The organism is Edaphobacter sp. FHG110511_03, assembly GCF_059115365.1.
The window spans coordinates 906,165-929,580 of the sequence record NZ_JBZYWL010000001.1 but is presented as its reverse complement, the minus strand read 5'-3'; the positions used below and the strand labels follow the sequence as shown (position 1 = coordinate 929,580).

Genomic DNA, 23,416 nt, shown 5'->3' with positions numbered 1-23,416 from the left:
ATGCGCCGCTTCGTACTCGTTCTTCTCGCCTCGTCCTTCCCGATCACCGCCTCAGCTCAGATGCCCGTCTCTGCTGAGACCCGTGCCAACGTTGCCCACATCATCGGCGACATCATGGTCAACGGCCAGGCTTACGAATACGACCGCCAGCTCGCCGACACCGTCGGCCCGCGCCTCACCGGCTCCGACAACTACGTCCACGCCGTCTCCTGGGCCGAAGAGAAGTTCCACGCTCTCGGTCTCTCCAACGTGCACACCGAGCCCTTCAACATGCCCGCCACCTGGGAGCCTGAGACGCCGGCGACCGGCCGCATCCTCACGCCGCGCGTCCAGAACCTGCACATTTACTCGCTCGGCTGGAGCCCTTCCACTCCTGATGGCGGTGTGAAGGGAAATGTCGTCTATCTCGAGCACTTTACCGAGGAAGGCATCGACGCCCAGAAGGACAAGCTCGCCGGCAATATCGTCCTCGTCGACGAGAAGAGCCTCGGCGATCAGCCCTTCAGCCAGACTCTCAAAGCGCTCGAGCCTCTCCAAAAGCTCGCTCCCAAGGCGCTTATGCTGTACGGTGGACCCAATGGAATCGAGTCTGCCACCTCGCTGACCTTTGACGGCAGCCTCTCTTCCTATCCCGTCGCCCAGGTCGGCAGCGAGGATGTGGCCCTGATCAAACGCATGCTCGATCACGGTCCTGTCTCGGTTGAGTTCTCCTTCAAAAACCGCATTCGCAAAAACATCAAAGTCGACAACGTCGTAGCTGAGATTCCCGGCCGCGAGTTGCCGAACGAGGTTGTAATCGTCGCAGGCCACCTCGACTCCTGGCATCCCGCCACGGGAGCGCAGGACAACGGCACCGGAGTCTCCACTGTCCTTGACGTCGCCCGCGCCATCAAGGCCAGCGGACATCCACCCCGCCGCACCATTCGCTTTCTCCTCATAGGCGGAGAGGAACAGGGCATCCTTGGCTCAACCGCCTACGTGCGCAGCCACAAGGATCAGATGGCTTCCATTGATTGCGTGCTCATCTCCGACACCGGCACGCAACGCGCGAAAGGTTGGTACGTGATGGGACGCGACGACGAAAAAGACGCTCTGAAGGACGTCGAGCCCCTGCTCGCGGGTCTCGGATCGAACGACACCACTTCCTCCGTCGAGTTCCTCTTCCAGACCGACCACATCTCTTTCGATGTTCTAGGCGTCCCCACGCTCGTCCTCTGGAACGAGGTAGACAAGTACTTCAAGCTGCACCACAAGGCCTCGGACTCGTTTGACTCCGTCAATCAGGCTGACCTGAACCAGGGCGTTGCCACCACCGCCGCCACAGCCTACGCCATCGCAGATTCAGCCCAGTCCTTCGCCCCGCACGATACCGCAGCGCAGACCGAAGAGTGGCTGAAGAAGGTGAACCAATGGGATGACTATCAGTTCTTCAAAGCAGCAGGCGTCCTGCCGTAGATCTTCGGATCGAGAGCGTAAGCGCCCACGGTATTTTGCAACCGCTCCGATTAGTCTTCTTCGAACTTCTCCTCGATCGCTTCGACTGCTTCCTTCCAGCCCGTCTCGGTGCTCTTTGCGAACTCATCCAGCACTTCGGTGTCGGGAAAGTTTTTGCTGCGAAGGAACTTCTTCAACGCCGCAATCTCTCCCTCAAGATGCTCCATAAGCGAGTGCTCCGCCTCCTCCATACGCTCGCGGATAGCCTTCACGTCCATCTTCGGTTTCGGAGGCTCCTTCGGTTTACGTGGGGCACGGCCGACAAAGTTCAGGTCGTCAACCGGTACGCGGAACCGCTCGAGATTTGTTCCCGGAATGCTCAGATTGACCTCGCGCCCGCTATAGCTGACCGAACTGACGGTCCAGACCGTCTCGCGATCACCCACCGTTACCTGGTCGCCGGTCTGCGGGGCATCATGGCTCTCGTGCCTCTCAGGCTTCGACCTCTCACTCAGCGACTCCGCCAGCTTTGCGCTGATGTCAATCGGCTCCGCCGTTTTCTTCGCCGCCTTCTTTCGTGTCGCCATCGCTCTTTTCCACTCCCTCGGCTATGACCTTTAAACGATTTCCATTACCCACCGCGCCCGGTCAACATCTCGCAAGGTACGGAGCTGCACTCGATACACCGCTGGCCCCCACGACCGTCGCATGCCCTCGTCTTTCAGCTCGATCTTCTCCATGCTGTAGGCGAGCGCTGCGGCATCGTACTTCAGCGAGACATCCTTCACTCCTGCCTTCGCGGAACGCAGTACAACCACTCCACGTCCATTTTCCGATGGCAACCGCGAGGTCATAAACGAAAGTGCCACCTGCTCGCTCTTCGCCAGTTCAAACTCTTCGGTCAGCCGTATGGTGTCGGCCTTTCGATCGAGCGCAATCTCGCGAATCCAGCGTTTTACTCCCGCTGCTGCCGGGTACGCTGTCGCAAGATTCATCGTCATGCCCGCACTCGCATCGCTGCTCGCGTACTTCACCTCGCTGGCCGCGTGGGGAGCGTTCGCCTGCTGCATCACCCCGCCAATCGTCGGCAAGTTGTGAAAGGCCGACTGCATCGTCCAGATGGTGTAACGCTCGGGGCTGAAGGTCTTCGCCGTATACGCCTCTACCCCCACATCGATGAAGACCGGCTCACCGTCATGAAACACGATGAAGCTTCCCGAATCGTTGTGTCCGTGGCTGCGGTTGTTGTTTGCGGCCTGCGCCGCAAGATAGAACCCGTCTGTCGTGCTCGCCTTCGCCCGCGCCGTCATCAGGTGGAGCGACGGATACCACGCATCGCGCCCCAGGGCATCTGCCTTCTTCGCCGCGCGAATCTCCCGCGCGCTCAGCACATCTGGAAGCGATCGGGCCAGGCTCGGCAATCCCGCACCCAACGCTCGCTCCAGCTCCGCCTCGTTCCCCACCACTCCCAGGCCGTCTTCAGCCGAATGGAATGCCCCAAAGGCCATCAGCGATGGCAGCTTCGCGGCGCGCCCATAACGATAGACCAGCTCCGGCGATGGAGCATCTTCCATATGGGCATCGCCGTAGTTCACATACGCGTTCCCTGCGATGTGTACATCGGCGATATATTGTCCCATCCGCTGCACGAAGGGATGCGTCATCACATCCGCCGCTCCATTCACCGCTGAGGCAAGCGTCCTGCAGCAATCGAAGTACGATCCCGGCGACCGCTGCCAGTACACCGGACCTTCTTCACAGGCTCCATCTGCCGAGAAGTCGCTGAGAAACTCATCCAGGCTGCGGCAGCTTTTCTCAAGCGCCTGTTGCCGGCGCGCCGCGTCCTGCTCCAGCAGCATGTTCGTCATCAGCCAGTTCGAGTTGATCCATGGGTTCCAGTTGTTCAGGCGGCCACGCTTGGGCTGCAGACCCATCCAGAAGATGTCGTCTCGTTCGAGCAATGGATCGAGCACACGCCGCTTCGCCTCCACCTCAATGCGCGGAGCAAGCAGCGGCGAGACAGCGTTCAGTTTTTCGCCAAGCAGGTAATGCACCCACGCCATCGTCGAAGCAGTCTCCGCCGCAAACAGATCGACGATCGGCTCTGTTACATCTGGAAGCCCCACCTTCGCCCGCTGCGCTCCTAGATGAGCAGGCGCGCCCCAAAAGGTCTCCTCGCAGATCAACCAGATGCCATTCGCAATGTCATCGAGAAATCTTCCATCGCCCACTACGCACTCGCCCAGCACCAGCTCTGTCAGCCTGTGCCGGCGGCCGAACTGCTGGCTCTCATAGCGCGAGCGATCGCCATTGCGTTTGAAATCAAGCGCCGTCGTCGCCAGTAACGAAGGCCAGTCCTTGCCACGAAAAACCTCGGCACGCTTCGTGATCGCGGCCCGAAGATCTTCCGGAACCTGCAGCCATGCCTCGCGCTCTGCCACGCGCGGATAGGGATGCCACGCGCCGATTGGAACCAGCTTCGTCCGTAGCAGCTCGGGTGTGAAGGTCGAGCTCAATAACTGCTTCGGCGGCCCGGTTATCTCAGGAATATTCTCCCAAAGCCCAGACAGTCGAAACGCCGGAGACAGGTACCCGCTCCCCACCAAAGCGGCGGAACCGCACACAAGCTCTCTTCGGTTCATCGAATTCATGCGATCCACTATCGCATCTCTTCGCCGGTTGAAGAAGTATGGGCAATGGAACGACCAGCTACAGAAGTCTTCCCATAAAGCCCGGCGCTACTTCTGCATCGCCCGCACGACCTCTGTCTGTCTTCGCATGATCTCGATGCAACGGTCGCAAAAGTCTTTGATCGTCTCCAGCTCTTTGGTCGAGTATCGCGTTACCAGCTGGGCGGTCTCTCTGCCCAGAGCTTCGTAGACTGGCGCAATCCGCTTCATGGTCGGCGACTGCGAAAGTCGGATAAAGACCTTTCGCCGGTCCGTTTCACTTCGCTCTCTTCGAGCCAGCCCGACTTTTTCCAACCGGTCGATCGCCGCAGTGATCGCACCCGTCGTCAGCCCCGTAACCCGTGCCAGGTCTCCCGCCGTTACATCGCCGCCTCGATCCACATAATCCAGGCACTTGAGGTCGGTTACGGAGACACCCACGAGATTAGCCATGGCTTGATGGAACAGGATGGTTCTAGCGCCAATCTCCCGGCCCACCTCCATGCCCACCTGTCTTTCGAGTTCTTTTCGCTTGCGTGGGTCGCCCATATCCTTTACTTTATCATTATCTCAATTATTGAGATAATTAACAAATAAGGATTATCTCCATGAATCGACCCCGATGCGTTCTTATTATTGGCGCGGGTATCGCAGGTCCGGTACTTGCACTCCTGCTCAAGAAGGCAGGCTTCTGCGTTCATCTCTTCGAGGCGTCCGATGGCCCCAGCGAAGCAGGCGGAGCGCTTGGTCTCGCTCCCAACGGCATGAATGTCCTTGCCGCCGCCGGTGTTGCCGAACTGGTGCGCGATGTGAGCGTGACCGGGCACGAATGGGCGTTCGAAAATCAGCGAGGAAAACTGCTTGCATGCACCAGCGGAGGCGATGCCGCACGTTACGGACAGCCGAGCGTGATGATCACTCGCGCTGCACTACACAAGGTCGTGGTCGAACAGGCCGAGGCCAGCGGCATCTCGATCTCTTACGGCAAGAGGCTGGTCCACATCGAAGATGAGCCGAACTGTCCCGTCTCCGTTCACTTTTCCGACGGAACTGTCATTGAGGGAGATCTCGTCATTGGCGCCGACGGAATCCGCTCGCAGGTTCGTCAGGCGATCCTGCCCGACGCTCCAAAGCCCGAATACACCGGCATGCTGGCTCCCGGCGGCTACAGTCCCTGCATGGAGAGCGACCTTGCACCGCGTTCTCATCAACGCGTTCACTTCATCTTCGGGAAAAATGGCTTCTTCGGTTACTTCCACACCCTGACTGCCGACGGCCCACGCACCCTATGGTGGAGCACTGCCGCGGCACCACTCGACAGCCGGGATCAGATGGCCGCCACCACTCAGGAGGAACTACGGGAGCGCCTTATGAATCTTCATGGCGGCTGGGCTCATCCCGTACCTCAACTTATCCAGTCCGCGACCAGCATCCTCAATGTTGCCATTCACGATGTGCCCAACCTGCCTCGATGGAGCGCAGGCCGTACCCTCCTCATTGGGGACGCCGCGCATGCGGTCGCGCCTCACTCCGGGCAAGGGGCATCGATGGCTCTCGAAGATGCTCACTACCTTGCCAAGCTTCTTCATGAGTCAGCCGATACTCCATTGAGAGAGGTGTTCGCCGCGTTCGAAGCACATCGCCGTCCCCGCACCGATCGCGTCATCGCGCTGGGTCTCCGCAACGGCCAGCGTAAAGCAGCCATGTCGCCCTTCGCATACTGGATTCAGCAACAACTGTTACGGATCTTCGTCCCTCTATCGAGAGCGAAGAAGCAGGAATGGTTACTGGGTTACAAAGTGAACTGGCAACCACCCATAGCGGACACATCATCGCCCATCTTTTCACTGGCGTCGTCTGCCAAGGAGAATCAACCCAGCGGTTCGTTCAAAGACGACGAGGAAAGCTCTGTCCTTACGCGCTCCATCGTGGCCAGATAGAAATGCAGATTGTGCACGGAGTTCAGCGTCAGCCCCAGGGGCTCGCCCGCAACGAATAAATGCCGCAGGTACGCCCGCGTATAGCGAGAGCAAACCATGCAGCTACACGTCGCGTCGATCGGCCCCTGGTCTTCCGCGTATTCCTTCCGCTTGATATTCATCCGCACCGCGCTGCCATCTTCGCCTCGCGTGAACACCAGTCCATGGCGTCCTGCGCGCGTCGGAAGAACGCAGTCCATCATGTCCACGCCCATCTTCGCGTACTCTTCGATCTCATCCGGGTAGCCCACACCCATTACGTAGCGAGGCTTGTCCTTTGGCAGCCATTCCAGCGTGCGAGCAATCATCTCCCGCGTAACTTCGCGCGGCTCGCCGACCGCAAGCCCTCCGATCGCATAGCCGGGAAACTCCATCTCTACGAGCCGCTCCGCCGATTCACGCCGCAGGTCGACATACATTCCGCCCTGCACGATACCAAACAGATTCTGCGTCGCCCCCCCAAACTCCTCGTGCCATGGCACCTTATGCCGATTCGCTTCAAAGTGATCCTTCGATCGCGCGGCCCAGGCATGCGTCAGCCCCATCGACTCCTTCGTGCGTTCCCAGCTCGCCGGCGTCTCCACGCACTCGTCGAAGACCATCGCGATATCCGCACCCAGGGCGATCTGCACGTCCATCGAATGCTCCGGAGAAAAAAAGTGCCGCGACCCATCCAGGTGCGACCGGAACTCCACGCCATCCTGCGTCACTTTGCGCAGGCTGCTCAGGCTAAAGACCTGGAAGCCGCCTGAGTCGGTCAGCATGGGACGCTGCCAGCTCATAAAGCGATGCACGCCGCCCATACGCGCGATCAGTTCGTGCCCCGGCCGCAGATAAAGGTGATACGTGTTCGCAAGGATGATCTCCGCGCCTCTACCGCCGGGCCCGATGCGCTCCAGCACGCCCTGCTCCACCGTCTTCACGCTGGCCACGGTTCCAACGGGCATAAATACCGGAGTTTGTACCACTCCATGCGGCAGAGCGAGCGCGCCCCTGCGACCGCCGCTCTCCGCGGTCCTGCTGATCTCGAAGGTCAAACCCATCTCTTTGATTGTATCGATCCACAGAATCTGCGTAGACTTCCGAAATCTCCAAGGTATCCAAGGCAAAGTCGCATAAACTGACCTCAATCTCCGATGCCCGACCGACTCGACAATACGGAGTCCGCAAGCATTGAGCCCAATCCGCTCTTGACGGAGCCCGAGTTCGTCACACCGCCGCCCGGTGAAGACAACCTTACCCCGCCTGCTCCCGGACGCCGTGCCGCTGCGGCCTTTATCTTCCTCACCGTCTCGCTCGACATGCTCGCTCTCGGCATGATCGCTCCCGTATTGCCGCGTCTCATCGAGAGCTTCCTCCACGGGGATACCTCCAGCGCATCCCGTATGCTCGGCCTCTTCGGAACCGTCTTTGCCGTGGTGCAGTTCTTCTGCTCGCCCATCCTCGGCTCGCTCTCCGACCGCATCGGCCGCCGCCCGATCGTCCTGCTCTCCAACTTCGGGCTAGGCCTCGACTATCTTCTGATGGCTTGGGCGCCTGCGCTGTCATGGCTCTTCCTGGGTCGCGTTATCTCCGGAGTGACCTCATCCAGCATCCCCACCGCCATGGCCTATATGGCCGACGTCACCCCGCACGAGCGCCGCGCCGCCGCCTTCGGCATGTTGAGCGCCGCCTTCGGCCTCGGCTTCGTTCTTGGCCCCGCAGTGGGAGGAACACTCGGAACCATCTATCCCCGTCTGCCCTTCTGGGTGGCCGCCGGGCTCAGCCTTCTCAACGGCCTCTACGGCCTCTTCGTGCTCCCCGAATCGCTCTCTCACGCCAACCGCATGGCCTTCTCCTGGCGCCGAGCCAATCCTGTCGGCTCGCTCAACCTTCTTCGCCGCGACAACATGCTCATGCTCTCGGGAGTTCTTCTACTCGGCTATATCGCGCAACAATCGCTGCTCAATGTCTTCGTCATCTATGCCGACTATCGCTACCACTGGACCGACCGCACCGTCGGACTCTCTCTCGCAACGCTCGGCATCTGCAGCGCCATCTATGGTGCCGTGCTTCTCAAGCCTCTCGTGGCCCGCATCCACGAACGCCGCGCCATCATGCTCGGCCTCGTTGGCGGCTCCATAGGCTACTGCCTCTTCGGACTTGCCCGCGTAGGCTGGCTCTTCTGGCTCGGCATCCCTCTCCTCAACCTGATGACCTTCGCCTGGCCCTCCGCCCAGGGGCTGCTCTCCCGCAAAACCAGCGCCTCCGAGCAAGGTCAGCTCCAGGGAGCCATTAACAGCCTTCGCGGAGTCGCCGGAATCATCGGCCCCGGTGTCTTCACCTGGATCTTCAGCAAGACCATCGGCTCCACAGCGGCAATCCATCTACCCGGATCGCCCTTTTTCCTCGCCGCCTCCATGCTCCTGCTCAGCCTGCTGCTGCTGCGGTTCAGCCCTGACTGAAAATTCGCGCCGATACTGTATTGCGCGCCGATACTGTATTGATAGAGCAGCGGTATAGTGGTAGCCCATGTTCCGATACCTGGCCGCCTCGCTCGCTCTGGTCCTCTCCGCCTCCGCGCAAAACTTCTCCGGCCCAGCGCCGCCTCCTCCCCCGCTTACGGCGGACTCCATGCAGAACCCGAACGTCCCCGCAGGCACACTCTCGGAAAAGCTCTCGATCAGCAGCCATATTTACGACGGCATGACCAGCAACTACTGGATCTATATCCCCGCGCAGTACGATCCAAAGACTCCCGCACCTGTGATGGTCTTCAACGACGGCGGCGGATACATTGATCGCAAAGGCAATCACCCGGCGCTCAACGTCCTCGACAACCTCATCGCCCAGCACAAGATCCCTGTCATGATCGCCGTCTTCACCGATCCCGGCGATATCTCCGGCGCGCCCGGCACGCCCACCTACAAGTTCGTCGACGCCTACTCGAAGAAGTGGTCGCGCACCCTCAAGGACTCCATGCGCTCGACCGAATACGATACCGTCTCCGACCGCTATGCCCGCTTCCTCCGCGACGAGCTGCTGGCCACCGTCGCCCAGAAGTACAACCTCCGCAAGGACGCCTACAGCCACGCCATCACCGGAATGTCCTCCGGTGGAATCACCTCCTTCAACGCCGCCTGGCAGATGCCCGATGAGTTCAGCCGCGTCATCTCCTGGATCGGCAGCTTCACCGCGATCCAATGGCACGAGGATCCTGCTGTCCCCGACGGCGGACAGGACTATCCCGAGAAAGTCCTGCGCGAATCGCACCGCAACCTCCGCGTCTGGCTGCAGGACGGTAACAACGACCAGGAAAACAATCGCTACGGAAGCTGGCCGCTCGCAAACATCCGCCTGGCCAACGCGCTGAAGCTCAAGTCCTACGACTTCCACTTCAGCTTCGGCGTCGGCCCGCATAGCCCCGGCGAGGGTGCAGCCGAGTTCCCCGAGGAGATGGTCTGGCTCTGGCGCGACTACGATCCCGCCAAAACCACCGAAACCTATGCACAGGATCCCGCCGAAGCCACGAAGCCTCCGTTCCGCGTCTCCATCGCGAATCGCGAAGCCCATTAGCTGCCACCAATGTTGTCATCCAGAGGCGAAGTTGTCATCCAGACGCGAAACTCTAACGTCGTCATTCTGAGGCGAGGCCCTCATGTCGTCATTCTGAGCGAAGCGCAGCGAAGTCGAAGAATCCCTGTATTTCGCCTATGCTGCCACAGATATCTACAAGGGCCCCATCTCAACGTGTCATCCTGAGCGAAGCCCGAAGGGCGCAGCCGAAGGATCTGCGGTTCACTCCCACGCTCCATATCGCCTTCCCGGGCGCGTGCAACTCATCGCCGCTTCATTGTTGCGGCGGCGCTCACGGAAGCCGCCACCGCAAGGCCGGCCGCCATCAGCGTCACGACCCTGAAACCGGTGACGAACGCCCCCTCCACAGCCTGTCGGCCTCGTGGATCAGTGGTCTCAATCGCGCCGAGCTTCGCGCGCTGCTCCACAATCCCCCGTGCCGTCTCCTCTGAGACCTGAGCCTTCTCAAGACCTCGCGTCAGGGAGGGCGCGAAGCTATGGAAGAAGATCGGCGCAAACACTGCCAGCGCCAGCAGCGAGGCAACCTGCGACGCTGCATTATTCACTCCCGATGCTGCTCCCGTATTCGACTCGCTCACCGAGCTCATGACCACCGTCGTCAGCGGCGGGACACTTATCGCCATCCCCAGCCCAAGCAGCAACACCGCCGGAAGATAGGTCGTCCAGTACGTTCCACCCACACCGGGCCGCGCCAGCATCGCATATCCTGCAGCCACGATCAGCGGTCCAATCGTCAGCGGCACTCGCGCTCCATATTGCGATGTCAGACCGCCAGACCACCTCGACAGTAAAAACATCAGTATCACCATGGGCAGCATCGCAGCGCCCGCGTGAGTCGGTGTGTACCCCTGTATCTGGATCAGGTTCAGAGGCAGATAAAACAGCGCGCCACCCAGCGCCGCGTACAGGCAGAAGGTCAACAGGTTCGCCCCGACAAACTCCCGGCTGCGAAACAGAGCCAGCGGCACCAGGGGATTAGCTGTCCACGCTTCAAACGCAAACGCTACGACAAGCAGGGCGGCTCCGGCCGTCCCCACCAGCCAGATCGCGCGGCCGCCGTCCGCGCCTTCGATCAGCGCAAAGGTCACTGCCGCCAGACCACCCGTCAGAAGTACCGCGCCCTTCCAGTCCAATCCATGCGTCTCTCCGCGTGCCGTTGGGGCAGTCGTCTCCGGTACATGCCGCATCAGGATCCACACTGCAACCACAGCCAGCGGCACATTGATGAAGAATACCCACCGCCACGATCCATGTTCTACCAAAAAGCCGCCTGCAACCGGGCCCAGCGCCGTCATCATCGCCGCAAAACCCGACCATGTCCCGATCGCGCGGCCACGGCTCTCTGGGGGAAAGTTGGCGCTGACCAGCGCAAGGCTGTTTGGAACCAGCATCGCGCCGCCGACTCCCTGGAGTGCACGTCCCGCAATCAGCTGGCCTATAGTTGGAGCAAGCCCGCACCAGATCGAAGCCGCGGCGAACAACACCACCCCCGCCATGTATACCTTGCGCAGCCCAAGCCGATCTCCCAACGCCCCGCCTACCAGCAGCAGCGCTGAGAGAAACAACGCATACGCCTCCACCACCCACTGGACCTGCGCGCCCGTTGCACCCAACCCTTGCTGCAACGCTGGAAGCGCGACATTCACCACGGTGCCGTCGATGAACTCCATGCTCGAGCCCAGCACCGTCGCGGCCAGCACCCACATACCTCGACGCCCTGTCGTATCCCGACAATGGCCGGAGAGAATGACAGCCTCATCACACGGACGCATTGCGCTTCCAACCACTCGAATCGTCTCCTCAGCCCTTCACCGGGCTTTGCTCCAAACTACACCAGGACACCAGGACGGAGACCTAAAGAAAAATGCCGGCCACCCTCGCAGGCAACCGGCATTCCGCAGTTTCTTTGCAGTTTCTTTGTGGTTTTAGAACAGGATCTTCGCGCCGAATTGAACGATGCGAGGATCGAAGGTGCTGGTGATCGTGCCGCCGGTCAATGTGCCGCTCGACGTCGCTGAAATTCCCCCACCCGGCTGGGTAAAGTTCGTGTGGTTGAAGGCGTTGTACAGCTCGCCGCGAAACTCCACCTTCATCCTTTCCACAGGAGTATCAAATCTCTTGTTGAAAGCGAGGTTCAGCGTCGTATAGAGCGGACTGCGGCCCGGATCGCGCGGCATATTTCCGAACGGGCTTACCGGAACCCCGTTCACGATTGGCGTGGTGGTCGGCAACGAGACTGCCGCAGTGTTGATGTACTGCAGCGAGGTCCCCGTCGACTTCGATTTATCCAGCGAGTTCAGCTTCTGCCCAGCAACACGATTCGGACGATAAAGGTTCGATCCGCGATAGCTCGCCGCGATGCCCGAAACCTGGTTGGAAGTCGGTGGGGTGTAGTTGATCTGGTATGGGAAACCGCTCGTCACCTGGTTCACGGCCGAGACCTGCCACTGTCCCAGCACCTGGTTCAGCACGCCACCTGTGTTCATGAAGTGGCGCCCACGACCGAAGGGAAGCTCATACACCAGCGACGTCGTATTGACGATCGGCTGGTTGTACTCCGACTGGCTATAGTCCGCCGCCGGATTCCGATAGTCCTGGAACGAGGGCGTGTTCGCTTCGAGCGACGCGCCCGCGTTGTCCAGCGCATGCGAATAGGTGAACGAGTTCAGCAGCGTGAGTCCCGCCACCATGCGCTGTTCATAGCGCACTTGCAAGGCATCATAATGCGAGTACGCCTGGTGCAGCGCAATCGTGATGTCGCCGTAGGTCGGGATCGGCCGCGTAAACTTGCCGTTCGTAATCACCCTCGGATCGGCCTGGTTGTAATTGCCAAACTGCAGAAGCTTCAAGCCAAAGTTGCCGACGTAGGCCACGTCGAACAGGATGTTCTTCGCGAAGCTGCGTTGCACATCGAGGTAGTAGTTGTGCACATAGCTGTCGCGATAGCGACTGCCGTCGATGTAGGTGACGTTGGCCGTAATTGGATTGAACGTCAGCGTGCTCGCCGGGAAGCCTTTATCAATGGGCACATACGTCGTCGGGTTGCCGCCCGCGTTCGGAGCTGCCTGCGTCACCGTTACGAACAGCGCCGATGGCGGGTTGATTGCCAGGATATTGCCCGAGCCTGCGCGATCATAGTGCGAGAAGCTGATGCCGTAGCCGCCGCGAATCGCCGTCTTGTCATCCGCTGCATAGGCAAAGCCGAAGCGCGGAGCGAAGTCGTTGCGGTCCGGATCGTAGCCGTACTTGTTGCCTGTCGAGGTAACCGGAACCATCGCCGTGCGCGGGTCCGTGGCATTAGCCAACGCCGGATTGAAGTTTGCCTGACGGTTCTTCTCATCGCAGTACGGTGTGGTGTATTCGTAGCGCAGGCCGATGTTCAGAGTCAGTTTAGGCGAGACCTTCCAGTCGTCCTGTATATAGGCGAAGTTCGAACGGTCGCGTAGCTGCGCAACGAAGTAACTCGACAGGGAGTAGGCACTGGATGCGCCCCATAGAAAGTCGGCCGTGTAGTTATCCGCGTTCGCTGCCTCAAGCTTCCCTGCAGGCACGTTATAGTTTCGGCTGTAGCCACCGGCGAAGGTAAAGCCGCCATACAGCGGATTTGTATCCTGCACGTCCATCCAGACCTGCTGATACTCGTAGCCAGCCTTCAGAGAATGATTCTTTACCACCCAGGTGTAGTTCACCTTGGGGTTGAACAGCGAGGGGTTCTGGAACTGAGGGTTCGTCGTCTGGCGTCCCAGCGCCGCAAAGCCGGTAATGCCGATGCCCGGAATGCCACCCGCTACGATAGGGTCAGTCGGCAGACCAGGAAACGTGAAGCCCGGGTCGGTGCCGATCGAGAGCGAGAACTTACCTGCTCTGGTGCGTGAGAAACCGAGGCGCACATCCAGCAGCTGGTTGGCGCCGATCACGCGGGTATAGCCGCCTGCGATCTGCTGGTCCAGAATGCGTTGCTTGCCGTTTGAGCTGCCGTCCAGCGGAAGACCGAAGATCGGGAAGTCCGTTGCGTTGGTCTTCAAATGCGACGCGCGCACGAAAACGCTGTTCTTAGAATCGATCGCGTAGTCCAGCCGCAGATCGCCCTTGTCGGTGTTGTTGTTCGAGCGCTGGAAGGTCGTGAAGTTGTTCACTGTCGCCGAGGTAAGGTTGGGCAACTGCGAGACCATTCCAGCGATTGTCCTCGCCGAAGGCGAGATGTCAGGCGCATTCAGAATCGAAGTGCCCGCGACGTATTTTTTTGTGCTGTCATACGGATCGTAAACGTCCTTGCTGAAGACACCCTTCAACTGATTCGGCGTCGGCAGCGTAGCGGTCGAGATCTGCTTACGCACCTGGCGAAAACCTTCGTAGTCAAGGAAGAAGAAGAGATGATCCTTGATGATCGGCCCATTGAAGTTGCCACCGAACTGGTTGCGGTTGTACGAAGGCTTCTGCCCTCCCGGTGGACGGAAGAATCCCGTCGCATTCAAATCCGTATTGCGAATGAACTCGTACACGCGGCCGTGAAACTGGTTGCCACCCTGCGCGAAGGCCACGTTGACCACAGCGCCCGACGCGCGACCATATTCCGCGGTCTCGTTATTGGTCACAACCTGAAACTGCGCAATCGAATCCGGCGCCGGCTGAATAATCTGGTTCGAGAAGCCCTGGTTCGATTCGCCATAGGCATTGTTGTCCATGCCGTCCAGCAGGAAGTTATTAAAGATCGAGCGCTGGCCGTTCACGTTGAACGAGCCCTCGCGCACCAGGCCGGTGTTCGAAGTGCTGGAATAGGACTGTGTCGTCTGCCTTACACCTGTCGTCAATCCGATCAGGTCCGAATAGTTGCGGCTTACCAGCGGGAGCGCAGCCGTCTGGTACTGGGTCACAATCTGTCCGCGCTGGCTGGTGTCGGTCTCCATCTGCAGCGAAACGCCCGAAACCTCAACCGTCGTGCTGGTCTCGCCGACCTGCAGGGTGAGGTCGATTCTCTGCCGGGCCGCCACCGAAACCGAGATATCGGTCGCCCGCGTGGGAGCGAAGCCCGGCTTCGTCACCTCGACGTTGTACTGCCCGACGCGCAGCGCAGGAACCTCATAGTCGCCGCTGTCATTGGTCTGGCGCGTGCTCACGACCCCGGTCGCAATATTTGTAACCTTGACCGTTGCAGTTGGAACAACCGCGCCGGATCCATCGTGTACCGTTCCGACAATACTGCCATTCTCGTACTGTGCCAGGGCCCGACCCGGCAGGAACGCAAGGCACACGAGTGCCGCTGTCATTAAATAGAGGATTCTGCGCATACGGATAACGCTAATTCTGCTCCGTGTACGGACGATGACTGGACAATGAATAGAACGTTGCACTGGTGCTCCTTGGAAGAGGGGAAAAAAACAGGAAAAAATAATGCGACAGATCTTTTACTGCTCGCCTGCCGTCGCTCTCAGCTGTTCGGGAACCCACGCACTTGTAAGCATCTTCGTGGAACCCGTCAAATAGTAAGTGGGAATCTTCGGATACTGCTCCTCGACCAGGATCAGCGTCCGAAAGTCAAAGCTCTGCACCTCGGCGCGCGACTCCATGCCGCTCTTTGCGATGGCGCCGCACAACGCATCGACAAACGCCTGGGGCCCTGCAGTATGGTTGGTGTGCCCATCGTCCCCGGGAATGCCTTCGGGCATGATCTTGGTCTCAAGATTGAACCGCGCCCGCGCCGCATTCTCCGCCCGCTCCTTCGCATGCGCATCGCTCTTGCCAGGCCCGGACCGGTAGTAATCCACATAGAAGTTCACGAACCGGAACAGCTGCGCCGCATACGTCGGGACGTAGGGGCTGATCAGCCCCTCCTTCTTCGCAAACGCCACCGCGACCGGCGACAGCGCAAGATCGTTCTTCTGCTCCGCGCCAAAGTGAACCTTGTCACAGATGAAGGTCTTCTGCGCATCCGTACTGGAAATATCCTTGATGAAGACCCGGTTTTCCATCGTGTACGGCGTCCCATCGGCATGGCGGCAGCTCTGCGGACTCAGAAACTGATCGTGCCAAATCAGGGAGACCCCATCCGTCGTCACACCCGTGTCCGTCTCAAGCGTCGTGGCCAGTTGATCCAGACCGCTCTCAAACGAAGGCAGCGTGTTCTCCGGCCGCAGACCGCGTCCACCCCGGTGCGCCGTCACGTCGAACTTCTCCAACCGGTTGCGTTCCTCAGCCGTCTTCGCAGCCGCGCGCTCTTCCTTCAGGACCTGCTGCAGCAGATCGGGACGATCCGTGATCAGTCCATCCACGCCCATGCGAATCTGCGTCCGCATCTTTTCCGGATCGTTCGTCGTCCAGGGCACCACCTTGAAGCGCTTCGCCTGCAGCTCTTTTACTGGAACCTCGCCGCTCAGAACTGTGGCATCCACGGGAGACAGGACCGGTGAAAGCGCTCCGTGCTGCCTGGCATGCGCTCCGGCCTTCTCCATCGCCTGCAGGTACGGATTCGTTGCCGTTCCCTGGGCCTTCATCGCCAAAACTGTGCTCGCAAAGAGAATTACACCACGTAAAAGTCGCTTGCCCATAAAGCTCAAGCATCCTACATGAACGTTACGTTAGCGTTAAAGCCCTAAGGAACCGGACTGATTAACCCAGTCGAATCAGCCCTCTGAATCAGGTCGCCCTTTTAGATAGGCACGGTTTAAGTTATACCTTCAAATCCAGCTGCCCCTCAGCGACTTTTTTTGCCGCTGAGGGGCAGCTGCCTTCCCGCTCTCTTCACAGGTCTCGATTGGCGTCCGTGATCAGAAGTGATGAGAAAGCCCAATAATCACCGTGTAGTCCGCGAAGAACGCATCGCCGTTCTTCGTGTTGTTGGCCAACTCCGGCACGCTCGGCGGTCTGTCTCTCCGCAACGCCCAGGGACCGTTCACCGACAAAGTCGTCCTCCGCACATTCACCATCAGCCCCGGGTCCAGCGAGATCACGCTGCCTGGACGGCGAAAGCCGTTGCTGTCGCCCAACAGATCCCGCACTGGAACTCCTTCGCCCCTCACGCCGAGACTCAGCGCCACCCCGCGCAGCTTCGGCACGCCCTGCGAAACTCCCAGCCGATACAGATACTGGTCCGTCACCGACATCACACCCTGCCCCGGCTGGCTCCTGAAGGTCGCCACGCCATTCGTATCGCGCGGGTTGAACAGATACTGCGCCTGCCCATACAGATCTGCCCTACGCCATATGGATTTATACCCCTGCGCCCCCAGCGAGAGACCCCATCCGCCGTCGCCTGGTTGCATCGACTGATCCGCCGTCGCCTTGACGACCTGACCTTTGTAGAGCGCCGAGCCGGTCGCATTGTTGATGCCGGTCGGAATCTTTACCGAAGCACTCACAGCCACGTTGCCGCCGAACTCCGTCGGCCCGCGAAAGATCCATCGCTGCGCCCCCAGCGTAATATCGCCCAGCCCGCTCACCTGAAAAACTCCCGTCGGCGAATAGAGCTGGTTGCGTGTCCCGTTGAAGACCGGCACATCCGCGATAAAGCTCCACTGCGGAGTAAACCTGTACTCCACGCCGATATCGAAGATGTTCTGGTGATTCCGGATCGCGTTCGGCCGTGCGATCTCCGCATCCCCGACAAAGTACTTGTTCGAGTTGAAGAACCGATACCCGATATCCACCGTAAGGTTGTGGATCGACCATCCGTATCTCGTCCCCCCATCGAACGATCTGACCAGCTCATCCATCGAGCGCTGGTTCGAGTGCGCCGCAACGCACCCCTGTCCGAATCCCGTTCCCGTCGTAGCAGCTACGAAGATCGCAACCGCTGCAGCCATCCAAGTTCTTTGTATTCTCATTATTATCGTTGTCACTCCAGACCACGGCCCCACACGAATCCCTCGCTACGTATGCAAGTTCACTTGTTGAGAGCGAACCCAATCTACGTGCCTATCCCATCGCCCGTCCTCCATCAAAAGGTTGAGCCGGGCAGAAAAAATCTATCGCGGGCAAAAAAAGAGAGGCGCCGTTAAGACGCCTCCGGAGAGCAATACCATTTCGCAGATAACTCTAGCCACGCGGCGAGATCCTGTCATGAGCCATTCGGCCCAACTTTGCCTCCATCCTTCGATGGAGCTCGCCATCTACTCCCCGTCCACCGCCTGCCTCTCCATCCATGCCCGTGCCGTCTGCAGCTGCGGCAGATCCGCATCCGCCTTCGCCCATACCCGTAGCAGATGTGCGTAGTCCTGTGTCGCTTCGGCCCTTCGATGAGCAGCTGCATCCGCCTGTGCGACGCCAAACAGCGCAAATCCCGACTCCGGACGCTGCTTCAAAGCCGCCTCATAAGCCTGCTTCGCCTCGTCGTAGCGTTTCGCCCGCAGCAGCGCATCCCCGCGCGTCTCCTCAACCGGACGAATGTAGAACGGCGGCTCGCGATATCCCAGCTCTTTCTCCGCCTTGGCGGCCTTGGTGAACATCGCGTCCGACTCCACCCCGCGTCCCTCAGCCAGCAAAACACTCGCCCTCAGCTCCATCGCCGCAACATCCAGATAGCTGTGCACAGGCTTCGCCATCGCGTCCTTCGACATCGACATCGCCGCCATTCCCGGCATATCCTCCGGTCCTGTCGTCGGCTTCTGCTTCACATTCGCATCCAGCGCATCGCTCATCGTTGCAGCGCCTTTGGCGTCGTCTTGCTCCAGCGCAGCCATGCCTCGCGTGTAATCCAGCATCGCCTCGCGCAGCTCTGCCAGATTCTTCAACGATGGGTCCGGCGAGCTCTTTTCCAGCGCCTGCGTTGCGCTCATCCACACTCCGGCGCGCAACAGCACCGGAAGCTCCACGCTCAGCCGTGACATTCCATCTCGCGGAGTCTGCCGATACAGCGTGGGCCCTACCTCACCGCGCGCCTTCGTCAGCTTCTCTGAGATCTTCATCGCCTCCGTCACCCGTCCCCCCTCCATCAAGTCGGCGATCAGGTACATCAGGTTGTGCACATAGTTCCAATCATTGGCTACGCTGACCTGCTGCGCTTTCATGTAGGTCTCGTCCACGCGCATCGAAGCCAGAAACGACACCCGAGCCGACTCGTAGTCTCCCGTGCGATAAAAGATATGGCCCGGCATATGGACCATGTGTCCCGACGTCGGCGTCAGCACCCCCAACTTTCTTGCGCTCTCCAGCGCCAGCTCTGGATGATTTCCCGGCTCCACCGCATGGATCCAGTAGTGATTCGCTGCTGTATCGTCGGGATGCTCCTTCAGCACCTCCGCCAGAATCTTCCGTCCCTCACCGTTCTCCTCATATTTGTCTTCCAACGACTGCGCCAGGAAGATTCGTGCCTGCACATCCCCCGGCTCCATCGCCACCAGTTTGCGATACAGCTTCGTCTCCTCTGAATCCACATGCGGAGCACCAACCGGCACCGGCTTCTTCTCAGCGTCCGGTTTCTTTTCTGCTTCTGTCTTAGGACGCAGTTCCTCCAACGCCTTCCTGCGCTCGATCACCGCCGCTTCGATGTAAATCCGATCCGGCTTGCTTCCATGCTTCTTCAGAGCCACCGCGCGATCCAGAGCCGTCTGCGCCCATGGAACATTCGCGCTGCGGAAAACTCCCGCCTTGTACAAGCCCCAGTAGCACATCGCGCACTTCGGATCCGTCCGCGCCGCCTGCTCGAACGCTCTCGCCGCTTCGTAGTCCCAGAAGTCGTGCAGAAGATTCAGGCCCTGCGTAAACCACGCCTGCGTCTCTTCGTTCTTCGTCTTGATCTTCATCGAGGAGTTCCCGATCCCCGTCATCTTCACCGGCACGGGCAAACTCTCCGGCGTAGAGATCTCCGCCGCCGTCTCGTTGCCGTGGCACATCGCCGCCTGCTGCGCACCCATCACCGTTCCACTCAGCAGCGCACCCACAACCACGCTGAAGAAGGCCACCTTATTTGATCGGCTCACTCGACAACCCATAAAACCTCTCGTCCAGAGTCACGCCCTGAGAGTCCAGCATAGACTCTGAACAGACAATCCCTTCGCATAAACCTCACTTACACGCACCTCATTCCCACCCCATCATCTCCCTCACCAACGTCATTCCGAGCGAGCGCAGCGAGTCGAGAGCTTGCCCTGAGTGAAGTCGAACGGGAATCCCTGTATTTCGCCCCTGCCGCCACAAATGACGGCCGATCCACATTCATGCAAACACTCCAAAACCAAAAAAGAGCGCCGCCCCTTGAAAGGAACGGCGCTCCAGGCAATAGCCACCAGTTTAGAAGGTGAGCTTCAGGCCCGCCTGCATCACACGCGGCTTAATCGGGCCGGTCTGGGTAATCCGTCCATAGGTGCCACTGGACGGGTTTGCATCAGGAAGAGCGAAGTTCGCATGGTTGAAGGCGTTGAACAGCTCCCAGCGGAACTGCACCTTGTACCGCTCGTACGCCGTCCAGTTCTTCATCAACGCGGCATCGCTGTAGTTGATGCCAGGGCCCTTCAGCAGATTGCGTCCCGTATTGCCGAAGGTTCCGGGCGCGTTCTGCTGGAACGCCGCGGTGGTGAAATACTGATTGAGCCACTGCTCCTTACTGCCCTGATGCGTTTGGACGATGGCGCCGGGCACAAAGTCTGCACGGTCACCGTAAACCAGCGCACCTGAGTTGTTGTTGCCATTGCCTCCGTTGATGCTGAAGGCTTGGCCGGACTGCAGTGTATAGATCGCGCTGACCTCCCACTCGCCAAGCACGCCGCGTACAAGTCCGTTCCGACCCCGGAGCGCAGGCGTCGTGTAGACCGCGTTCGTGACCGAGACAAACGGATAGTTGAGATCCGAGATGCCGCGGTTGAAACGCAGATCGTAGGGATTGCCGATACCGTTGCCGGTAAAGGACGCATTGCCGGTAGCCGCGATGTCGATGTTCTTGGACCAGGTAAAGCTGGACTGCGCCTGGAAGTTATGGGAAAAGCGCTTTTCAAACTGCGCCTGCAGCGAGTGGTAGCTGCTCGTGCCATTGCTGTTGATGGTGAGGATCTGGCTGTAGTTGCTGAGCGCACGCTGGCCGCGAACAGCCGCGGCGATTTGGCCGGGATTGGCATCGATGATGAGCGTCTGGTGATACGACTGGCTGCCGACGTAGGCCAGGTGCATGACCAGGTCGTTCGAGAACTGCTGCTCGACCGACACGTTCCAGCTCTGCGTCATCCCCAGCTTGAAGCCGGGGCGGAAAGCGGCAGGCACGGTGGTCTGTGTGCCGAAGTTGAAATTGGCCGGCGGCTTCAGCCCCTCATACGCAAACGGAGGAAACGGACTGGAGTTGCCGGTTGAACCGAAGTTGGCCCATGGATTGGAGAAGTCAATCGAATTGGTTGCACTGCCGTTGAGTGTATAGGTGGGGCTGAAGGGGCTGACATCGGCTACGTGGTTGTAGGCCGAGTAAGGCAACGGTGCCGTGAACAGACCGTAGCCTGCACGGAAGGCGGTCTTCGGCGAGGCCTGGTAGGCGATCGCGACACGCGGCTCCCAGTAGCCATAGGTGTTGGTGGCGAGGCTGTTCGGAACGCCTTTATCGCCCGGAAATACCAGCCCGTTGGGAGCGCCGGGATACATTGTGCTCTGTTGACCGGGATTGTAGACCGCGCCGCGCCCGTCCTTTGAAGCAGGAGCCAGATTCGGATCCCAGCGAATGCCGAGAGTGAGTGTGAGGTTAGGACGCACTCGCCATTGATCCTGGCCATACGCTCCAAACAGGATGCCGGTAACGTCCGCGATCTCGCCGGCGCCCTGCGTGTAGGTACCCACCCGGCCCAGAAGAAAGTCTGCGAGACCAAACCCTGTCGAATAGCCGTTGAAGCCGACGATGGGAGCAGCAGGATAAAAAGTATCCTCGCGGGCACGCTGGTGCCAGAGGTCCGCGCCGACGGAGATGGTGTGGTTCCCGACGATCTTAGTCAGGTAGTCGGAGAAGCCCCACGAACGCCGCATCTCGCCCGTGTATTCGGAGTAAGGCGTGCTGAAGCCGCCGTTCGCATTAAGACCCTCGGAGTAGCAGGTGCCCGTCGGATCGGAGACGTTGATGAACTTCGAGAGGCAGAACGCATTGCCATTCGCGTCAAGCTGCGTACCCGCGTTATAGACGTGCATCTGGTTCCAGAACAGCGAGAGAGCATTCACCGTGCTGGGATTGATCGTCCAGGTGTGGTTCAGAACCTCGTTGAAGAACTTGCCCTGCTTACCGGGAGTAATGGCCAGGATGTTGCCCGGCGTGGCCAGCTCTTTCTTGTTGTAGTACTGGTTGAAGCTGCGCAGGGTAAGCCGATGCCTGTCATTGGGCGCGTAGTCAAGACGGCCCGTACCCTCGTCGTACCTTTCAATCGATGCCGGCGCGGTGTAGTAGACCAGTCCGCTGGCAGGATCCTGTCCCTGCGGAAGCGCCGTGCGTGCGATGCGTACCGCAGCAGGATTGAAGAGCGCCGGATCGATGTGGTTGTTCACAAAGCCGCCCGTAAGCGTCTTCGGATAGGCCGAAAAGTCTCCATTGAGCATCGCTGCCGTAGGCGTATTGGTGCTGTTGCTGGTCGCGGTGGTGGATTGCCGCGTTCCCTGGTAGTTGCCAAAGAAGAACAGGCGATCTTTCTTGATAGGCCCGCCAAGGAAGCCACCGAACTGGTTGCGCTTCAGCGCGTCGACCTGCTTGGAGAAATAGTCCGCGGAGTTGAGAGCATTGTTGCGTAGAAATTCGAACGCTCCGCCATGCAAGGCGTTGGAGCCGCCCTTGGTATCGATGCTGACCACAGCTCCGGGAGAGAAGCCGTAATGCGCATCGAAGTTGTTGGAGATGACGCGAAATTCGCTGGTGGCGTCAGAGTTCGGCGAAGGCGCGGAAAGCGCCATGTACGTGTCCATGTTGGGCACGCCGTCGAGAAGATAAAGCGTGCTGCCCTGGCGGCCGCCGCCTGCGGACGCTCCGGACTCGTTGGGGAAGGTCGTCTCACCCTGCAAAGTTCCGGCGCTGGTGTTGAGCACGTTGACGGTGCCGGGCGATAACAACACCAGACTGGACGGATCGCGGCCATTGAGCGGAAGCTCGCGGATGGCATGCTCGCCCACCGTATTGCTGACTTCCGCGTTGGTGGTATTAATCAGCGCGGCCCCTGCCTCGACATTGACCGTCTCCGTCTCGCTGCCGATCTTCAGCGCGAAATCGATCGAAGCCTGCTGGCTGACGGTGAGCACGATGCCCGACTGCTGGAACTTTTGAAAGCCTTTACCCTCGGCTGCGAGCGAATAGTGCCCGGGCGGGACGGTGGGAAACCGGTAGAGTCCGGAGGTAGTGGTCTCTGCGTAAAGGGTTAGGTTGGTATCGACATTGGTGAGGGTAACGCGGGCTGCGGGAATGGCGGCCCCGGATTGGTCGACAACAGTTCCGCTGAGAACGGCGCTCCCGCCCTGTGCAAGGGCGTCTGGCATGAAGACGCTTAGGACAAAGACACTCAGAAAAAGCGTAATCAGCTTTCTGATCTTCATTAATTTTGGCCTCAAAAGATAAAGCTTGTTTCGTTATCGATGACGTGAGCTCTTGCTCATCTTTGCGACAACAATTGGAAATAAGTAGCAGATAGCCGGTCTTCGGAAACAGCCTGCCGTCAGCAACTCCTCCGGCGGGCAGCCACAAGGATACGCAGCGACCAACACCGTTGTCTATTCGATGGAAGGGCTAAGTTGAGGGTGGAGAGGATGTTCCGGGGAGTATCCCCTGATTCGGCGTGTAAGTTTTGCTGTTAACAAAAGAGTGTCCCATCCCATCACAGC

At 59.6% G+C, this 23,416-nt stretch carries 14 protein-coding genes; 4 read left to right on the top strand and 10 right to left on the bottom strand.

The window, feature by feature from the left end:
- On the top strand, positions 1–1,455 hold the full coding sequence (locus AC5S26_RS03665) for a M20/M25/M40 family metallo-hydrolase (protein WP_494183492.1): 1,455 nt from the start codon (positions 1–3) through the stop codon (positions 1,453–1,455).
- Between the two features lie 50 nt (positions 1,456–1,505).
- On the opposite strand, the gene AC5S26_RS03660 is transcribed toward AC5S26_RS03665, so the two are convergent.
- From AC5S26_RS03660 to AC5S26_RS03650, 3 genes are all read right to left on the bottom strand, one after another.
- Positions 1,506–2,021, bottom strand: a complete 516-nt coding sequence (locus AC5S26_RS03660) for a hypothetical protein (RefSeq protein WP_494183491.1) — start codon at positions 2,019–2,021, stop codon at positions 1,506–1,508.
- A 30-nt stretch (positions 2,022–2,051) separates the two neighbouring features.
- A complete protein-coding gene (locus tag AC5S26_RS03655; RefSeq protein WP_494183490.1) occupies positions 2,052–4,076 on the bottom strand; it encodes a heparinase II/III domain-containing protein in 2,025 nt (674 codons plus the stop codon).
- Between the two features lie 96 nt (positions 4,077–4,172).
- Positions 4,173–4,652, bottom strand: a complete 480-nt coding sequence (locus tag AC5S26_RS03650) for a MarR family winged helix-turn-helix transcriptional regulator (RefSeq protein ID WP_494183489.1) — start codon at positions 4,650–4,652, stop codon at positions 4,173–4,175.
- A 59-nt stretch (positions 4,653–4,711) separates the two neighbouring features.
- Here AC5S26_RS03650 and AC5S26_RS03645 point away from each other — a divergent pair, with 59 nt between their 5' ends.
- Positions 4,712–6,043 carry an FAD-dependent oxidoreductase gene (locus AC5S26_RS03645; RefSeq protein WP_494183488.1) on the top strand — a complete coding sequence of 444 codons (1,332 nt, stop codon included), beginning with the start codon at positions 4,712–4,714 and terminating at the stop codon, positions 6,041–6,043.
- Here AC5S26_RS03645 and tgt read toward each other — a convergent pair.
- Positions 5,974–7,125 carry a tRNA guanosine(34) transglycosylase Tgt gene (gene tgt / locus AC5S26_RS03640; protein ID WP_494183487.1) on the bottom strand — a complete coding sequence of 384 codons (1,152 nt, stop codon included), beginning with the start codon at positions 7,123–7,125 and terminating at the stop codon, positions 5,974–5,976. The genes AC5S26_RS03645 and tgt overlap by 70 nt on opposite strands.
- Before the next feature lie 93 nt (positions 7,126–7,218).
- Between tgt and AC5S26_RS03635 the strand changes: the two genes are divergently transcribed.
- Positions 7,219–8,526, top strand: coding sequence for a TCR/Tet family MFS transporter (locus AC5S26_RS03635; RefSeq protein WP_494183486.1), 1,308 nt, complete (start codon positions 7,219–7,221; stop codon positions 8,524–8,526).
- Positions 8,527–8,593: 67 nt separating this feature from the next.
- Positions 8,594–9,637, top strand: coding sequence for an alpha/beta hydrolase (locus AC5S26_RS03630; protein ID WP_494183485.1), 1,044 nt, complete (start codon positions 8,594–8,596; stop codon positions 9,635–9,637).
- Between the two features lie 263 nt (positions 9,638–9,900).
- On the opposite strand, the gene AC5S26_RS03625 is transcribed toward AC5S26_RS03630, so the two are convergent.
- The 6 genes from AC5S26_RS03625 to AC5S26_RS03600 form a co-directional block, all read right to left on the bottom strand.
- Complete coding sequence (locus AC5S26_RS03625) at positions 9,901–11,445, bottom strand: MFS transporter (protein ID WP_494183484.1); 1,545 nt, start codon at positions 11,443–11,445, stop codon at positions 9,901–9,903.
- Between the two features lie 138 nt (positions 11,446–11,583).
- On the bottom strand, positions 11,584–14,925 hold the full coding sequence (locus AC5S26_RS03620; protein ID WP_494183483.1) for a TonB-dependent receptor: 3,342 nt from the start codon (positions 14,923–14,925) through the stop codon (positions 11,584–11,586).
- Between the two features lie 138 nt (positions 14,926–15,063).
- Complete coding sequence (locus AC5S26_RS03615) at positions 15,064–16,203, bottom strand: glycerophosphodiester phosphodiesterase family protein (RefSeq protein ID WP_494183482.1); 1,140 nt, start codon at positions 16,201–16,203, stop codon at positions 15,064–15,066.
- A 219-nt stretch (positions 16,204–16,422) separates the two neighbouring features.
- Positions 16,423–17,457 carry a hypothetical protein gene (locus AC5S26_RS03610; RefSeq protein WP_494183481.1) on the bottom strand — a complete coding sequence of 345 codons (1,035 nt, stop codon included), beginning with the start codon at positions 17,455–17,457 and terminating at the stop codon, positions 16,423–16,425.
- A 306-nt stretch (positions 17,458–17,763) separates the two neighbouring features.
- Positions 17,764–19,572 (bottom strand): tetratricopeptide repeat protein, encoded by a 1,809-nt coding sequence (locus AC5S26_RS03605; RefSeq protein WP_494183480.1) that lies wholly within the window; start codon positions 19,570–19,572, stop codon positions 17,764–17,766.
- A 310-nt stretch (positions 19,573–19,882) separates the two neighbouring features.
- Complete coding sequence (locus AC5S26_RS03600) at positions 19,883–23,131, bottom strand: TonB-dependent receptor (protein ID WP_494183479.1); 3,249 nt, start codon at positions 23,129–23,131, stop codon at positions 19,883–19,885.
- Positions 23,132–23,416 lie beyond the last annotated feature (285 nt).

Bases quoted from the DNA above. Each gene is read 5' to 3' on its own strand.
- AC5S26_RS03630 (WP_494183485.1), top strand. From the start codon at position 8,594: ATGTTCCGATACCTGGCCGCCTCGCTCGCTCTGGTCCTCTCCGCCTCC.
- AC5S26_RS03600 (WP_494183479.1), bottom strand. From the start codon at position 23,131: ATGAAGATCAGAAAGCTGATTACGCTTTTTCTGAGTGTCTTTGTCCTA.
- tgt (WP_494183487.1), bottom strand. From the start codon at position 7,125: ATGGGTTTGACCTTCGAGATCAGCAGGACCGCGGAGAGCGGCGGTCGC.
- AC5S26_RS03635 (WP_494183486.1), top strand. From the start codon at position 7,219: ATGCCCGACCGACTCGACAATACGGAGTCCGCAAGCATTGAGCCCAAT.
- AC5S26_RS03645 (WP_494183488.1), top strand. From the start codon at position 4,712: ATGAATCGACCCCGATGCGTTCTTATTATTGGCGCGGGTATCGCAGGT.
- AC5S26_RS03620 (WP_494183483.1), bottom strand. From the start codon at position 14,925: ATGACAGCGGCACTCGTGTGCCTTGCGTTCCTGCCGGGTCGGGCCCTG.
- AC5S26_RS03610 (WP_494183481.1), bottom strand. From the start codon at position 17,457: ATGGCTGCAGCGGTTGCGATCTTCGTAGCTGCTACGACGGGAACGGGA.
- AC5S26_RS03615 (WP_494183482.1), bottom strand. From the start codon at position 16,203: ATGGGCAAGCGACTTTTACGTGGTGTAATTCTCTTTGCGAGCACAGTT.
- AC5S26_RS03665 (WP_494183492.1), top strand. From the start codon at position 1: ATGCGCCGCTTCGTACTCGTTCTTCTCGCCTCGTCCTTCCCGATCACC.
- AC5S26_RS03655 (WP_494183490.1), bottom strand. From the start codon at position 4,076: ATGAACCGAAGAGAGCTTGTGTGCGGTTCCGCCGCTTTGGTGGGGAGC.
- AC5S26_RS03660 (WP_494183491.1), bottom strand. From the start codon at position 2,021: ATGGCGACACGAAAGAAGGCGGCGAAGAAAACGGCGGAGCCGATTGAC.
- AC5S26_RS03650 (WP_494183489.1), bottom strand. From the start codon at position 4,652: ATGGGCGACCCACGCAAGCGAAAAGAACTCGAAAGACAGGTGGGCATG.